The sequence below is a fragment of the Gordonia sp. (in: high G+C Gram-positive bacteria) genome, from assembly GCF_049647785.1.
Classification (GTDB): Bacteria; Actinomycetota; Actinomycetes; order Mycobacteriales; family Mycobacteriaceae; genus Gordonia.
In genome coordinates this window covers 1-15,109 of the sequence record NZ_JBARYI010000039.1, presented here as the reverse complement: position 1 = coordinate 15,109, position 15,109 = coordinate 1, and the positions used below count along the sequence as shown (strand labels likewise).

Genomic DNA, 15,109 nt, shown 5'->3' with positions numbered 1-15,109 from the left:
TTAGTGCTTACTTGCCTCCGGGGCGCTTCTTGCCGGGAGCCATGCCGAATCCCTTGGCCTTGGCCGGACCGGCCTCGGTGGGAGCTTCGGGCTCGGCAGCCGGAGCAGCCTCAGCAACCGGAGTTGCCTCAGCGGCGGGAGCTGCTGCAGCAGGCTTAGCTGCACCGGGCTTCTTGGCACCCGGCTTCTTCAAGCCTCCTGCCATGCCGAAGCCCTTCGCTGCACCTTTGGTGCCCTCGGTGACTGCGGGTGCTTCAGCAACCGGAGCAGTCTCAGCGGCCGGAGCTTCAGCAACCGGGGTTGCCTCAGCGGCGGGAGCTGCTGCGGCAGGCTTAGCCGCACCGGGCTTCTTGGCACCGGGCTTCTTCAAGCCTCCTGCCATGCCGAAGCCCTTGGCTGCGCCGGTGGTGCTGGCAGTGGTTGCCTCGGTTGCCGGAGCTTCGGTTGCCGGGACCTCAGCTGCCGGTGCTGCTGCGGGCTTTGCGCCGCCCGGCTTCTTCAAGCCGCCGGGCTTCTTGAGTCCGCCGCCCATGGCCAGACCCTTTGCGGGTGCGGCCTCGGCTGCGGGAGCCGCCGGAGCTGCAGCGGCAGGTGCTGCGCCACCGGGCTTCTTCAAGCCGCCCGGCTTTTTCAGTCCGCCACTCTTCGGTGCCAAACCAACTGCGGGCTTTGCCGCGGCGGGCGCAGCAGCCGGGGCAGCCGCGGCAGCCTTCGGTGCAGCCGCAACCGGTTCGGGTTCGGGGGCCCGCTCGGTCTGGATTGGTCCCAGGAACTTTCCGCCACGCTCAACCTGCTGACGACCGCGAAGCACGCCGTCCAGGATGATCTGCGCGACGTCAACAACCTCGACCTGACCCTCGTCCTCGGTGCCAGCGGTCTGCGCTGTGACACCGTCGGTCAGCATCACGCGGCAGAACGGGCAACCCGTCGCCACCTTGCGGACCGACTTGCTGCCGTCGGCAGCCTTGGGACGCGAATTCAGCGTGTTCAGCGCCTCATCGGCACGGTCGATGTTGATGCGCTTACCGGTCTGCTCCTCCATCCACATGCGGGCACCACCGGCACCACAGCACATGGAACGCTCGCCGTGGCGAGGCATCTCGGTGAGGGTCGATCCGGACGACTCCACGAGTTCGCGAGGCGCATCGTAGATCTGGTTGTGACGGCCCAGGTAGCACGGGTCGTGGTAGGTGATCTGCTCACCGGCCGGCGGAGCCACCGGAACCAAACGCTTCTCGCGGACCAAGCGGTTCAGCAGCTGCGTGTGGTGGACAACCTCGTACTTGCCGCCCAGCTGCGGGTATTCGTTGCCGATGGCATTGAAGCAGTGGGCACAGGTCACGACGATCTTCTTGCGCTGCTCGGGAGCGGTCGCAAACAGTTCGTTGAAGGTTTCGATGTTCTGCTGCGCCAGCATCTGGAACAGGAACTCGTTACCTGCACGACGAGCGGAGTCACCGTTACAGGTTTCGCCCTCACCCAGCACCATGAAGTCGACGGCCGCGATATCGAGCAGTTCGGCGACGGCCTTTGTGGTGCGCTTGGCGCGGTCCTCGTAGGCGCCGGCACAACCAACCCAGAAGAGGTACTCGTAGCCCTCAAATGAGTCGGTGTCCTTGCCGTACACCGGAATGTTGATGTCCATCTCGTCGATCCAGGCGGTGCGCTGTGAGGCGTTCTGGCCCCACGGGTTGCCCTTGTTCTCGAGATTCTTGAACATGCCAGCCAGCTCGGACGGGAAGTCCGACTCGATCAGCACCTGGTAGCGGCGCATGTCGATGAAGTGGTCGACGTGCTCGATGTCGACGGGGCACTGTTCCACGCAGGCGCCACACATGGTGCAGCTCCACAGCGCTTCGGCGTCGATGACGGCGCCGGTGGTGCCTTCGGATTCGCCGACCAGCTTGCGCCCGGCTTCGAGGCGGGCAGCCTCGGGGACCTTCGCTAGACGTGCTTCGTCGACGTTTCCGTCCTTGTCGACGATGCCGACTTCGTCGCCACCCATGTCCTTGCGGCCACCGGCGAACAGGTACGGGGCCTTGGCCTGACCATGGTCGCGCAGCGACATCATCATCAGCTTCGGCGACAGCGGCTTACCGGTGTTCCATGCGGGGCACTGGCTCTGGCAACGACCACACTCGGTACAGGTGGTGAAGTCGAGCCAGCCCTTCCAGCTGAAGTCTTCGATCTTGCCTGCGCCGAACGCGTCGACGTCGGGGTCGGCGGTCTCCATGTCGAGGACCTTGCCCTGGCTCATCATCGGCTTGGCTGCACCCAGTGCGACGCCGCCGTCAGATTCGCGCTTGAACAGGATGTTGGGGAATGCCGAGAAGCGGTGCCAAGCGACACCCCAGTCGATGTTGAGACCAACCACGGCCAGCCAGATCATGCCGCTCATCAGCTTCACGACGGCAGCGGCGGTAACCCAGTAGACAGAGCTTCCGTCGAACAGCTGCGCAAAGTTCTTGGTGAAGAATGAGGTCCACATTGGCGGATCTTCGAGGCCCGAGGAAATCTTGAAGGTCTTCACGAAGATCATGCCGAGGCCTTCGATGAGCACAACCAGCTCAACAAAGTAGGCGGCACCGAAACGCGAACCGGAGAAGCGCGAGAGGCGCTTGGGCAGGCGGGGGTGGTTCAGCTGGCGAAGGATGATCAGCGTAACGATGCCGATTACCGTTCCGAGGCCGAGGATTTCGTCAGCAAAGATGTAGATGTTCCAGCTGCCGATGATCGGCCAGTGGAAGGCGGGATCGTAGATCTGGCCGTACGCCTCAAACCAGAAGATCGCGCCCAGCAGGAAGCCGAACATCACCAGCCAGTGAGCCCATCCGACGGTGCGGAACTTGGTCATACGGGTGTGGGCGACGAACTCTTTGAGCATCGTCCCGAGGCGTTTAAGCGGGTAGGCGAATCGCTCGGATTCGACCTTCTGTCCTTGTGCGATCGAGCGCACCATCGTGAAGACACCGCGTAAAAAGAGCGCCCAACAGACGAGACTGATCAGCGCTGCGATGGTTCCGATCACAGCGGTAGTGGTTGTCACTGGAAGTACCGGCCTTTCTTTCCAGGTCGTACCGAACCTTTATTCCTGGTAACCGTAATTGGTCAACCCTGCTCAGCGCTGCAAAGGATTACCTAAGTTGGCGGGGAGATTCCTGTTCACGGTCTGCGTGGACTCATGTTACCCACGAGTAATAAGTGGGTCTAGTTGGTTGGGTGCATGCTGCGTCACGTTCATCTGACGCGCAACGTCAATTTTGTGCCGCCGATTTGTGTCAGCTGAACGATTGAAGGTGTGGCACGTCACACCAAAGTTACTCTTCAGTAGAAGTTCGCAAGCGGGTCTATTTGGACTTTCGGGGGCGCGCGCAAACTTTGGCTTTTCTCTCCATCACTACCGAAAGAAGTCCCACGTGACCTTGCTTAACGACCGGCCGCGCACCAGGCGTCGCACCCCCAGAATGCTCGCGGGGGTGACGGCGCTGGCCGCCTCCTCCGCACTCTTGGCAACCGGTATCGCCCCGGCGCCAGCCCAGGCAGCACCGGACCTCCCCGTTGTGGTCTGCCAACCGGGCGACGCGGCAGCGACCGAGTTCGGCGACACCGCGAACTGCCGCAAAGCGGCACCGGCCATCATTGCCAAACTGGGTGACGGTCTCCTCGGGCTGATCCTGCCGGACGCCGGAATCAATCTGTCCGACCTCAACTCGGCAACGGCAATCAGCCTGAAGCCGATCCTCGGCGATTTCGTCGATGCAGGGTCGGCGACCATCACTGGTTCGGGCCTCGCATCGGCAATCTCCGTCGCGGGTACCGCAAACGCGAACGCCCACGCGATCGCCTCGGCCGCGATCTCGGTGGGGTCACTCGGCGGAGTGGCCGACTCGCGTGCAATCGGAGGACTTGGACTCTCGATCGCAACGGGCATGTCTAAGACTTCAGTGCTGGCACTGCCTGCTGGCATCGCGATTGCGCTGGGTATGGGCGAGAATGCTTCGGCCACCGCGCTCGGTGGTTTTGCCTCGGCGGTCGGCGTCCTCGATGCCGCATCCGGCGCGTCCGACCCCAAGCTGTCGTCGGCCATCTGTACTGCGGCCTACGGATCGGCGCAAGTGTCGGACGGTGTGACCGGCGAGAATTTCTCCTCGTGCACCAGCGTGGCATTCATCTTCCAGAAGTCGCAGCAGGGGGACGGGCCCGTCGTATATGCGATCAAGAATCCGTTCTCGCTGACCTTCGCCGCGCCGTTGGCGCCGCTGAACGACCTGCTCGATACTGTCGCTGCCCTGGGCATCGCGGCACCTTTCCCGGCGTCGGTCACCGACATTCTGACCGGAAAGGTAATTCCGTCCTTCACGAGCGACCTTCTGCGCGTGACGATGACCGACGACGGCCCGAAGTTGGGTACTGACCTCTTCGGGCAGACCCAAGCCCAGCAACAAGTGCCCGCACCGGCCGACGTGACTCCCGTTGCCGAATCGACCGTCTTGGCGCCGGAGATTGCCGCAGCGCCTGCCCCGGAGCCGACCGTCGTCGAGCCCGTCGTGGAGCCTGCCCCGGAGCCGACTGTCGTAGAGCCCGTCGTGGAGTCGGTTGCTGACCCGGTTGTTGACGCACCCGTCGTCGAGCCGGTTGTTGAGGAAGCTGCCGCACCGGCCGCTGACGACAGCAGTCTCGTGACCGAATAATCGGAATTGGGGAATCTGTATGTGATACGTGTCACTTGAGCTTATGTTGGGGTCAAGCAAAAGCTGACCAAGTGATTCAGAGAGGACCGACGATGACCGTTTGGGCTCGAATTCGCAAACAGGTGACGAGCTACTTCGCTGTGGGTGCAACGGTGGCCTTGATGACAAGCGGCATGGCCTAGCCTGAAGATTCTCCAAAGCCCGCCCCGAGCACTCGCACGGGGCGGGCTTTCTAAACGCCGGAAAGTTGAGAACTCATGAGCGAGGCGAACCTGCGCTACACCATGAACATGGACTGGATCTGGGGCCCAGATAATCCGGGCCTCAGGAAGAAGGCCAGCCTCGCGATGATGCTGCGCGGCGCGGATCCCGCGCAGTTGGATGCATTGCTGAACGACTGGTTGGCTAGCCTCTCGCGAGAAGAGGGCAGCAATGTCTTCTCTGGCGGTGGGTGCAGCGTCGAACTTCTGGCCGCCGGAGATGGGGGTGCCGATATGGTCTTCTCTTCCGGCGGCCAGGATGTGGCTGAGTCGCTGGGTTACGTCGTCGATTGCTTCTACGAGAAGGTCCTCGTGTCCCTCGACACCGCCGAAGTGACGTGGACAGAACTGCCGTTGGAGGGCTGACGTCGCGTCCTCTACCGTGATCGCGTGCGCATTCGATTCCTGACCGCCGCAGTGCTCGCGGTGGAAGTCCTCGTGACGATTGCGTCGCTGTGGGTGTGGCTCGGGTCGCGCGGACGCGTGGTCGACGCCGCGGCAATCGCTGAGGATGCGCCGCGCACCATGATTGTGCTTGGCGCCAAGGTCCGCGACGGCCAGGTCGGCGACTACGTCGGAGCCCGCCTCGACGTTGCCATTGCGGCCTATCGGGATGGTCGTATCGATCGAATCCTAAACTCCGGCAACGATTCCGACTCCGCAGGTAACGAAGTTACGGTGATGCGGAACTATCTCGAGGCCGCTGGCGTACCGTCGACGGCCATCACCGACGACCGTCTCGGTCTCAACACCAATGCGACATGTCGTCGTGCGGCCGCGATCTACGGCATCGACTCGGCCACGATCGTGACCCAGAACTTCCACATCGCGAGAGCGGTGACGCTGTGCCAGGCGTGGGGAATCGATGCCACCGGTGTGATCGCGCCGTGCAATCAATGCTCAACCCTCAGCCTGATTCGCAACCAATTTCGTGAGGCGCTGCTGTCCCGGCCGCGCGCCGTCATCGACGCGCTGCGCGCCGGTCATTCGGACGGCTGATTAGGGGTGCCTGCGGCCGTAGCGTGGGGGAATGGCTGACGACCCCCGCGACCGGATGAACCGTGCTGTCGTGGTGACCGGGATTGCGGTTCACGAGCACGACGAACTCCAGTCTGCCCGTGACGCGTTTGACGACGCCGGACGTGACGTCGAAGAACTGTCGTGTGTCATCTACGTGGCACCGTCGCACTGGGGTGACAGGCCATCGCAATCTGCGGCCGGAGTGTGCGCAGGTTTGCGCGTACGGGGGCAATCCGTCACCGCATTGGACGTGGTCGAGGACGGCTGTGGGGTGCCGTCCTCGATCGCGGTTGGCTCATCGGTGCTGGCACAGCGCGGCGGGGTGGTTCTCGTCGTCGCAGATGGTGCGGCACTGGTGCTAGCTGGAACTGAAGCATCGACGGGTGCATCGCGGGTCGCCGTGGAACATGTCCTGGCCACCGTCGACAGTGCTGCTCCGATTGTCGCCGTGCTTCCCGAGGGGCGCAGTCTGCAACCTGCGGCCACGGCGATCGGCGGGCTACTGAAAGCCAGGACCGACGGGTTTCGGGAAGTGGTGCTGGTGACGGCTGCTGCGCGGGGGCGGGCCGCCGCCGTGGTGTGTCACTTCGGCGGCCGCTCTCCCGTCCATTAGCGGGCACCCATTAGCGGGCGTTCGTTAGCGCCAGTAGTTGTTGGCGGCGGCGACTGTCTGGAAATTAAGTGCCACCACCTGCGAGCCAGCGATCAGCGAGTCGGCATCTTCTGCATAGTTGGGGCGAAGCTTGTGGAGCACTTCGCCGTCTGGCTGGGTGTACTTAACGCCACGTCGGCTCAGCGTGATCGCGAGTTCGAAACCCTCTTGCGGAGTCTTCGTGGTGAGGCTGGTGAGCCAGGTGTCAGTCATGTGTTTCCCTCTCGATTCGCTAGCCCGGCGAAAAGTCGCATCGGGCATGCCGATTTTACTTGGAGGGTCGGATATTTCGCCCGACTACCACCAACCGGTGGCCTTCTGCAGGTCGCGATCCAGGAATGGCACCAGGCTCCGCATAAACGCCGTCGAGACGTGGTGACGGTCGTGCCAGACGAGGATGTTGCCGACAACCGCCGAACAGTAGTCGGCCGTGCAGAAACCATCGCTGTAGTCGAGGAACGACATGTTCGGGTAGTCGGGGATCAACGCATCCGCCGGATTCACCGGCGACAGTGCGCGGGCTCGTGACACGCCGCACACACGCGGCAGGTTGCCCGACGCCAGGCAGTCCGGCGGCGACTTTGCGCCCCGCGGCCACGGGGTGTCGCGGACGGCAACGACCTTCTGCCCGCGTTCGCGGAACTCGTCGAAGATGTCGATATACCCCTTGGGGACCACGTCGCCTTTCGCTCGGTCGTCCGCTGGCCGCGTGGCCGTCGTGAACACCACATCGGGCTTGTCGACGGCGAGCTTATCCATCACGCGGCGCGTCCAGTCGTTGCACTCGGTCAACGTACGACCGTCGATTTCGACTTCGGCCTCGGTCGACAGTGCGCAACCGGCCTTCATGTAAGTGGTGACACGGAAGCCGCGCTCTTTGCCGATCTCGTCGAGGGCCGTCATCCAATGTTCGGAGTGCGATCCGCCGACGACCGCCATGGTGTGGGTACCGGCGGGATCGCCGTACACGCCGACCTTGATGGCTGGGTCGCCGAAGTTGGAGAAGTTGGGGCCGTGGCTGAGCGGCCAATCGTTGGCGGCCGCTTCCGGCGATGGTGCGACGGGGACTGCGGGCACAGGCGCGCCATCGAGTAGGGCGCGGGCACCGGGGTACTGGCGGGCGTCGAGGTTGGCGGTATCGATGATCAGTTTGCTCTGCCGATACTGCCAATATCCGGCGCTGGTGAACGCGAACAGCGACGCGATGACCAAGCCGATTGTGAGGATCCGCCGGTACCGCTGCGAGAAGCCGCCGCCGCGACCTGCTCGGAGCGGAGCCTCGAGGTATCGCGTCATCACCCACGCGGCGAGCACCGAGATCAGCAAAATCGCGGTGCCTTCGACGAAGGTGGCGTGGTCGATGCCCCGCCAACTCAGGTAGAACACCAGCAGCGGCCAGTGGATGAGGTACAGCGAGTATGCGATGGAACCGAGCCACACGATCCACGGATGGGCTAACACGCGGCCGGCGAAGCTGAGGTCGTTGCCGGGAACCGGGCGGGGCGCGGTGGCCGACGAGCCGATCCAAATCAGCAAGAGGGTGGAACCGACCGGCACCAAGGCGAGCAGACCCGGGTACTCCTGGACGCCTGCGATCCAAATGCCCGACGTGGCGATCATTGTGACCGCGAAGACGGTCAGCAGGTTCCGGAGCCAGTTCGCTATCGCCAGGCGCGGCATCCAGATGGCGAGCAGTCCGCCAGCCATTGGTTCCCACATGCGGGCGACGGTGTCGTAGTAGTTGAACGGTTGGTTGATGCCGTGGCGGTAGTTGGCCCATGCGAACGATACGACGGTGACGGCGAGAAGGGCCCCGCCAACGATCCCGCGGATTACGTTGTACCTGGTCAGGACTTCCCAGCGCTTGCCGCCCCACTTGAGGAGGCCGCCGAGGGCAAGGGCCGTCAGCAGGGTGAGGACAAAGAACTGCCCCTGCATCGACATTGACCACAGGTGCTGCATGGGACTGACGGCCGAGTTGGCTGCGCCGTAATCCTGCGACAGAAACGCCAGGTGATAGTTCTGGTAATAGAGCGCCGACGCGATGATCTCTTTGCCGAGCGGGCCCCAACGGGTGGTCGGCATCAGCCACCACACGCCCGCCGCGATGAGCGCCAGGAGCAAGAACATCGCCGGAATCAGGCGACGCAGCAGGCGCGACAACCGCGGCCACGGATTCACGGCTTCGCGCCACGACACATTCGTGGGCTGCGTCTTCACCACGTGCTTAAGCAGTGAGGCGACGAAGAAGTAACCGGACAGCGTGAGGAAGACGTCGACGCCGCCCGAAACGCGGCCAAACCACACGTGGAAGACGGCGACGAGGAATATTGCGATACCGCGAAGGCCGTCCAGATCGAGACGGTAACCGGATGTGTTGCCTGTCGCGGCGTCCTCATTGGGACGAGGCGGTGAGAGCTTCGCCGAACCGTTCCGTACAGACATCACCATGCGGATGCTACTGGGGTGGCGTAGACAATTGCCATTCTGCCGGTTCGGCGCGTTGTCCGTCGTCCGAGCGACGTCCGACCGGTGGGCCGGGGTTTGTGGTGGCGGCTGTCGCAATCAGTTCGACGAGCGATGCATAGGTTGGCGACTTTCCCCGAAACATGGAGGTGTGGGTGATGCCGGGGAGTAGTCGGAGTTCCCCGTGGCCCCCGTGCGCAAGGTACTCGGACATAAAGAGGACAGAGTTCAGGTCGGACACCACGTGGTCGGAAGTGCCGTGGATGGCGATGAAGGTGGGGGCGCTGGCATCGGCGCGGTTGGCGACCTGCATCGGGTCAACAGTGCGGTACCTGCTGGCGACTGCGGTCGGCGAGCCGCCGAGTACTCGAACGATGCGGCTGTCGCCGTGCCGGGCCGCCATCCGCATATCGAGTGGGCCGGAGATGCTGACGATCCTCGACGGTATCCAACGCGGGGCACCCAGCGACAGCGCCGGTTCGGCGGTAGTCCGAAGCCCAGCCCACGCCGCCAGTTGGGCACCCGCACTGTGGCCGACCAGGACCGAGTTTGCGAGGCCAATCTGCGGGTATCTCTGCGCGACGAGTGGAAGATTATCGAGTGCGGTCCCGACGTCGGTGAAGGTGGTCGGCCAGCCGCCGCCGGTCCCGACGCGACGGTATTCGACGTTGTAGACGGCGATTCCGCGGGTGGTGAGGTCGTGCGCGAGGTGGTTGAAGCTCCGGGCGGTGACCCCGCGAGCCCATGATCCGCCATGGATCAGCACCGCGATCGGGATGTTGGTGCGACTGGAGTAGTCGGCGGGAAGGAAGAGGTCGGCGTAATTCTGAGTGGGATCGGCGTTGACGGCCCGGTACGGGATCCGGGCGGTCGGCGCGTACGTCACGGAGTGCTGCGCGGTCGGCTTCACGACCCGATTGGTTGGCCGAGCCGAGGCCTGCGGGATTAGCAGCGCCACAACTGCCAGTGCCGCCAGCAAGGTCCACGCGGCGCTGGTGAGTAGCGGGTGCCTGCGCGCGAGTTTCACGTCTCCATTGTTCGGAAGACTCCTTGCGTTTCCCTTAAGTCCTGCGCGACTGCCGATTCACGGCCAGGATGAGATACGACCGTCATCTGTGATGGCAGACACACAAGTGGAAAGTAGGCGTGATCGCGATGAAGACGAAAGCCGCAGTCCTGCATGGGGTTAACGAGGAGTGGCAAATTGAGGAGGTCGAGCTCGGCGACCCGGTTGCCGGCGAGGTTCAGGTGCGCCTGGCTAGTACCGGCTTGTGCCACTCCGACCACCACCTCCGGACCGGACAGAGTCCGGCACCGTTCCCGGTGGTCGGCGGTCACGAGGGTGCGGGCGTTGTCGTCAAGGTGGGCGAAGGCGTCACCCGGTTCGCCGAGGGCGACCACGTCGTCACCGCGTTCATCCCCGCTTGCGGCGTTTGTGGCCCGTGTTCGCGAGGCGCGCAGAACATCTGTGACGAGGGTGCCGGCCTGCTGACTGGCCTTTCGATTTCGGACAAGACGCACCGCGTCACCCAAGGCGACGTCGGTCTTACTCAGATGTGCTTGCTTGGCACGTTCTCGCCGTACATCACCGTCAACCAGGCGTCGCTGGTGAAGATCGAGGACGACATTCCGCTGCAGCAGGCGGCGCTCCTTGGTTGCGGTATCGCGACCGGTTGGGGTTCGGTCACCGAGATTGGCGGCACGCGCGTCGGCGACACCGTCGTCGTTGTCGGTATCGGCGGGGTCGGTATTAACGCGATCCAGGGTGCGAAGGCTGCTGGCGCACGGCACGTCGTGGCTGTTGACCCGGTGAAGTTCAAACGCGACATGGCCGAGAAGCTCGGCGCGACCCACACGTTCGAGAGCATGGAGGCCGCCATTCCGGCGGTCGGCGAAATGACGTGGGGCACCATGGCCAACACCGTTGTCCTCACCATTGGCGAGATGAAGGGCGAATACATTGCGCCCGCCATGGCGTTGACCGGCAAGGGTGGCCAGGCGGTTGTTGTCGGCATGGGTGATTACGCCGCCATGGACGTGAGCCTCAACCTGTTCGAGATGACGCTGCTGCAGAAGCGCCTTCAGGGCGCCATTTTCGGTGGCGCAGGCCCCCGCACCCAGGTTCCGAAGCTCCTTAACGAGTACCGCGCAGGGCAGCTCAACCTCTCGGACCTCGTGACCCAGACCTACAAGCTGGAAGACATCAACCGCGCCTACGACGACATGCTCGAAGGCAACAACATCCGCGGCATGGTCGTCTTCGACGAGTCCGACTGGTAGGCCCACGCTTCTAGGTTGACCAGATCACTTACTCCGTTGATTAGGCCCAGTATTTGGGCCTAATCGACGGAGTAAGTGGTTGTGGGGGGTGCTGACATCGATCAGTTTTCAAGAAGCGCACGCTCGTGCCAGGTCGTAGCGTCGAAGGCATGACAAAAATCAACGCAATCACCCTTCAGGTCAACGACGTGGCGTCGGCGCAAAAGTTCTACGACAGCGCGTTCGGAATCTCCGACCGTCTCCAACTCGTCGAAGGTGCGGAACCCTCGTCCGGCTTCCGCGGTTTCGTCACCTCGCTCGTCGTGGCTGATCCGACGGTCGTCGACTCCTTCATCGAACCGGCTCTGGCTGCCGGTGCCCGAGAGATCAAGCCGGCGAAAAAGTCGTTCTGGGGTTACGGCGGCGTGCTGCAGGCGCCCGATGGCGCCATCTGGAAGGTCGCGGCGTCGTCGAAGAAGCCCACCGGAGCACCACCGCGGACCATCGACTCGATGGTTCTCCTTCTCGGCACCGGCGATATTTCCGTCAGCAAGTCGTTCTACGAAGAGCAAGGCCTGCCGGTCGAGAAGAGTTTCGGCCGCAAGTACGTCGAGTTCGGCGGCGACGGCGCAGTCACCTTGGCGCTCTACGGACGCAAGGCTGCAGCGAAGGACGCCGGCGTTTCACCGGAAGGAAGCGGGTCGCATCGGCTGGTGATCGGCGGTGCCGGACCGGGCTTCGTCGACCCGGACGGGTTTGTTTGGGCCTGATCGCTGACGGCGAACACCACCCCGGAACAAACCGCAACCCCCATGGGTTGAGTCGGACAGGCTTAACTTTGGAGGTTTGATGTCTGACACTTATTCAGTTCCCGTCCTCTTTGTCCCCGACCTGGTGGTGCTGCCCGGAATGGTGGTCCCGGTCCCGCTCGACGACACCGCGCAGGCGGCCGTCGACGCCGCCCGCGCCAGCGACGACGGCAAACTGCTGATTGCTCCGCGCCTCGACGACCGCTACCCGACGTACGGCGTCATCGCGTCAATCATGCAGGTCGGGCGTATGCCCGGACGGGACAACTCGGTCGCGGTGGTCCGCGGCGAACAACGCGCCCACATCGGTACCGGCACCACCGGGCCGGGCGCAGCGCTCTGGGTGGAGGTGGAGACGGTCGACGAATCGGCCACCACCGACGCCACGGCGGCATTAGCCGCCGAGTACCGCAAGGTGATCCTCGCGATGCTCCAGCGTCGTGAGGCCTGGCAGGTGATCGACGCCGTCAACAAGATCACCGAACCGTCGGCCCTCGCCGACACCGCCGGCTACGCCTCGTGGATGAACGACAACCAAAAGCGTGAACTCCTCGAAACCCCGGACGTCGATGAACGACTGCGCCTACTGATCTCTTGGACCAGCGACAATCTGGCCGAAACGGAAGTCAGCGACAAGATCGCCAACGACGTCCGCGACGGCATGGAGAAGACGCAGAAGGAATTCCTGCTGCGCCAGCAACTCAACGCCATCCGCAAGGAACTCGGCGAAGACGAGCCCGACGGCGCCGAAGATTACCGCGGTCGGGTGGAAGCGGCCGACTTGCCCGACAATGTCCGCGAGGCGGCGTTGCGGGAGGTCGGGAAGCTGGAACGTGCCAGCGACCAGAGTCCGGAAACGGGTTGGATCCGCACCTGGCTCGATACTGTCCTCGATCTGCCGTGGTCGGTCACGACGGACGACGCAACGGACTTGGCTGGCGCTCGGGAAATCCTCGACGCCGACCATCACGGCCTCGACGATGTGAAAGACCGGATCGTCGAATACCTGGCTGTCCGGTCGCGGCGTGCTGAGCGCGGACTGTCCGTTGTTGGCGGTCGTGGGTCAGGTGCCGTGATGCTTCTGGCTGGACCTCCCGGCGTCGGTAAGACGTCGCTCGGCGAGTCGGTGGCTCGGGCGTTGGGCCGCAACTTTGTGCGCGTTGCTCTTGGTGGCGTGCGCGATGAGGCCGAGATCCGCGGTCACCGTCGCACCTACGTCGGTGCCTTGCCTGGCCGTATTGTGCGAGCTATCGGTGAAGCGGGATCGATGAACCCGGTCGTGCTGCTCGACGAGATCGACAAGGTTGGTTCCGACTACCGCGGCGACCCCGCCGCTGCCTTGCTCGAGGTGCTCGATCCAGCGCAGAACCACACGTTCCGCGACCACTACCTGGACCTGGACCTCGACTTGTCGGACGTGGTGTTCCTCGCGACCGCCAACGTTGTCGAGAACATTCCGTCGGCCCTGATCGACCGCATGGAATTGGTCACGATCGACGGCTACACCGAGGACGACAAGGTCGCCATCGCCCGGGACTACCTGGTCCCGCGTCAGATGGAACGTGCCGCACTGACGTCCGACGACGTTGAAGTCACCGACGCTGCACTCCGCGAAATTGCCGCCAACTACACCCGCGAACCGGGCGTGCGACAGTTCGAGCGGATGCTCGCGAAGGTGGCCCGCAAGGTGGCGGTGAAGGCCGACGGCGAACGCATCGTCGTCGACGTCGCCGATCTCAACGACTACCTGGGCCGTCCGCGGTTCATGCCGGAGACTGCCGAACGCACCGAGGTGCCTGGCGTCGCGACCGGCTTGGCTGTGACGGGCATGGGCGGCGACGTGCTGTTCATCGAGGCGCTCAAGGCTGCCGGAACGTCGGACAAGGATGCGCCGACCGGCCCGCAACTGAAGCTGACTGGACAGTTGGGTGACGTGATGAAGGAGTCGGCGCAGATTGCGCTGAGCTACGTTCAGGCCCACGCTGCCGACTTCGGGATCGATCCGGCCGCGCTGAACGGGACGGTGCACATCCACTTCCCGGCGGGCGCGGTCCCGAAGGACGGTCCGTCGGCGGGTGTCACGATGGTGACGGCGCTGGTGTCGATGCTGACCGGTCGTCGCGTCCGCAGCGATGTCGGCATGACCGGCGAGGTCACGCTGAACGGTCGGGTCCTCCCGATCGGCGGCGTCAAGCAGAAGTTGCTGGCCGCGCAACGCAACGGGCTGAAGACCATCTTCATCCCGCAGCGCAACGAGGCCGACCTCGACGACGTGCCAGCCGAAGTCCTCGACAAGCTCGACGTGCGCCCGATGACCGACGTTGCGGTGATCGTCGCGCAGGCTTTGGAGGAGGCTGTCGAAGCGCACGCGGCAGCGTAAAACTAGGGTGGCCGGTCGGTTGTCGTTCTGATGACCGACCGGCCACTTTTGCGTGAGTATGGTCCAAAACGATTACAGCGCAACCTCAATCGGGGAGCGACGGGCCTGCACGACGGTCGGAGAAGAGATGGCACGAAACCGCGAGACCTACACCGGGTTCTCGCCTGCCGCCGTTGTCGCTATGGCGGGGGCTGTGTTGACACTGGTCTCGTACGTGATGCCCTGGTACCAAGTGTCCGGCGACCCGGCGACCACTCTGAACGGCTTCGACGCGCAGGGGAGCTCGTGGCATTGGTACGCCGGTGGCAGTGCGATCGGCGTCCTGATCCTGATGATCTTCCGGCTGATGGGCATCCTCGACTGGAAGCGCGCGAATGCGGCGGAGGCCTTCGCCGTCTTTGGGACGCTCGCCGCCGTGATGTGCGTCTTCTTCCCGAACGACGGGTTCAGTGCCCATGTTGGCAGCGCTGTCGCGCTCGTCGGGTCGGTGACCACGGTGGTGGCAGTGCTCCTGGTTGTCGAAGCCAGAAAGTAGCGGCTCAACATCAAACAGTGGCGGCCCTCCCCAACTC

General features: G+C 63.8%; 12 protein-coding genes. 8 read left to right on the top strand and 4 right to left on the bottom strand.

Annotated features, from left to right (window positions below; genetic code table 11):
* Window positions 1-7: 7 nt before the first annotated feature.
* On the bottom strand, window positions 8-3,046 hold the full coding sequence (locus WBA38_RS05800) for a (Fe-S)-binding protein (protein ID WP_424293269.1): 3,039 nt from the start codon (window positions 3,044-3,046) through the stop codon (window positions 8-10).
* 370 nt (window positions 3,047-3,416) lie between these two features.
* Between WBA38_RS05800 and WBA38_RS05795 the strand changes: the two genes are divergently transcribed.
* From WBA38_RS05795 to WBA38_RS05780, 4 genes are all read left to right on the top strand, one after another.
* Window positions 3,417-4,691 (top strand): hypothetical protein, encoded by a 1,275-nt coding sequence (locus WBA38_RS05795; protein WP_424293268.1) that lies wholly within the window; start codon window positions 3,417-3,419, stop codon window positions 4,689-4,691.
* A 257-nt stretch (window positions 4,692-4,948) separates the two neighbouring features.
* On the top strand, window positions 4,949-5,317 hold the full coding sequence (locus WBA38_RS05790; protein WP_424293267.1) for a hypothetical protein: 369 nt from the start codon (window positions 4,949-4,951) through the stop codon (window positions 5,315-5,317).
* A gap of 24 nt (window positions 5,318-5,341) precedes the next feature.
* Window positions 5,342-5,950: a SanA/YdcF family protein gene (locus WBA38_RS05785; RefSeq protein ID WP_424293266.1), complete on the top strand. Its 609-nt coding sequence runs from the start codon at window positions 5,342-5,344 to the stop codon at window positions 5,948-5,950.
* A 31-nt stretch (window positions 5,951-5,981) separates the two neighbouring features.
* Window positions 5,982-6,584, top strand: a complete 603-nt coding sequence (locus WBA38_RS05780) for a hypothetical protein (RefSeq protein WP_424322286.1) — start codon at window positions 5,982-5,984, stop codon at window positions 6,582-6,584.
* 24 nt (window positions 6,585-6,608) lie between these two features.
* Here WBA38_RS05780 and WBA38_RS05775 read toward each other — a convergent pair whose 3' ends face one another.
* From WBA38_RS05775 to WBA38_RS05765, 3 genes are all read right to left on the bottom strand, one after another.
* Window positions 6,609-6,836, bottom strand: coding sequence for a hexameric tyrosine-coordinated heme protein (locus WBA38_RS05775; protein ID WP_424293264.1), 228 nt, complete (start codon window positions 6,834-6,836; stop codon window positions 6,609-6,611).
* A gap of 84 nt (window positions 6,837-6,920) precedes the next feature.
* Complete coding sequence (locus tag WBA38_RS05770) at window positions 6,921-9,068, bottom strand: acyltransferase family protein (protein WP_424322285.1); 2,148 nt, start codon at window positions 9,066-9,068, stop codon at window positions 6,921-6,923.
* Between the two features lie 13 nt (window positions 9,069-9,081).
* Window positions 9,082-10,116 (bottom strand): alpha/beta hydrolase, encoded by a 1,035-nt coding sequence (locus tag WBA38_RS05765; RefSeq protein WP_424293262.1) that lies wholly within the window; start codon window positions 10,114-10,116, stop codon window positions 9,082-9,084.
* Window positions 10,117-10,244: 128 nt separating this feature from the next.
* Between WBA38_RS05765 and WBA38_RS05760 the strand changes: the two genes are divergently transcribed.
* The 4 genes from WBA38_RS05760 to WBA38_RS05745 all read left to right on the top strand — a co-directional run bounded on the left by WBA38_RS05760 (window position 10,245) and on the right by WBA38_RS05745 (window position 15,072).
* A complete protein-coding gene (locus WBA38_RS05760) occupies window positions 10,245-11,369 on the top strand; it encodes an NDMA-dependent alcohol dehydrogenase (RefSeq protein WP_424322284.1) in 1,125 nt (374 codons plus the stop codon).
* A 149-nt stretch (window positions 11,370-11,518) separates the two neighbouring features.
* On the top strand, window positions 11,519-12,118 hold the full coding sequence (locus WBA38_RS05755) for a glyoxalase (protein ID WP_424296098.1): 600 nt from the start codon (window positions 11,519-11,521) through the stop codon (window positions 12,116-12,118).
* A gap of 79 nt (window positions 12,119-12,197) precedes the next feature.
* Window positions 12,198-14,537, top strand: coding sequence for an endopeptidase La (gene lon, locus WBA38_RS05750; protein WP_424296100.1), 2,340 nt, complete (start codon window positions 12,198-12,200; stop codon window positions 14,535-14,537).
* 127 nt (window positions 14,538-14,664) lie between these two features.
* On the top strand, window positions 14,665-15,072 hold the full coding sequence (locus tag WBA38_RS05745; RefSeq protein WP_424322283.1) for a hypothetical protein: 408 nt from the start codon (window positions 14,665-14,667) through the stop codon (window positions 15,070-15,072).
* Window positions 15,073-15,109 lie beyond the last annotated feature (37 nt).

Coding starts and splice junctions, on each gene's coding strand:
- WBA38_RS05790 (WP_424293267.1), top strand. CDS start 4,949: ATGAGCGAGGCGAACCTGCGCTACACCATGAACATGGACTGGATCTGG.
- WBA38_RS05780 (WP_424322286.1), top strand. CDS start 5,982: ATGGCTGACGACCCCCGCGACCGGATGAACCGTGCTGTCGTGGTGACC.
- WBA38_RS05775 (WP_424293264.1), bottom strand. CDS start 6,836: ATGACTGACACCTGGCTCACCAGCCTCACCACGAAGACTCCGCAAGAG.
- WBA38_RS05770 (WP_424322285.1), bottom strand. CDS start 9,068: ATGTCTGTACGGAACGGTTCGGCGAAGCTCTCACCGCCTCGTCCCAAT.
- WBA38_RS05760 (WP_424322284.1), top strand. CDS start 10,245: ATGAAGACGAAAGCCGCAGTCCTGCATGGGGTTAACGAGGAGTGGCAA.
- WBA38_RS05755 (WP_424296098.1), top strand. CDS start 11,519: ATGACAAAAATCAACGCAATCACCCTTCAGGTCAACGACGTGGCGTCG.
- lon (WP_424296100.1), top strand. CDS start 12,198: ATGTCTGACACTTATTCAGTTCCCGTCCTCTTTGTCCCCGACCTGGTG.
- WBA38_RS05745 (WP_424322283.1), top strand. CDS start 14,665: ATGGCACGAAACCGCGAGACCTACACCGGGTTCTCGCCTGCCGCCGTT.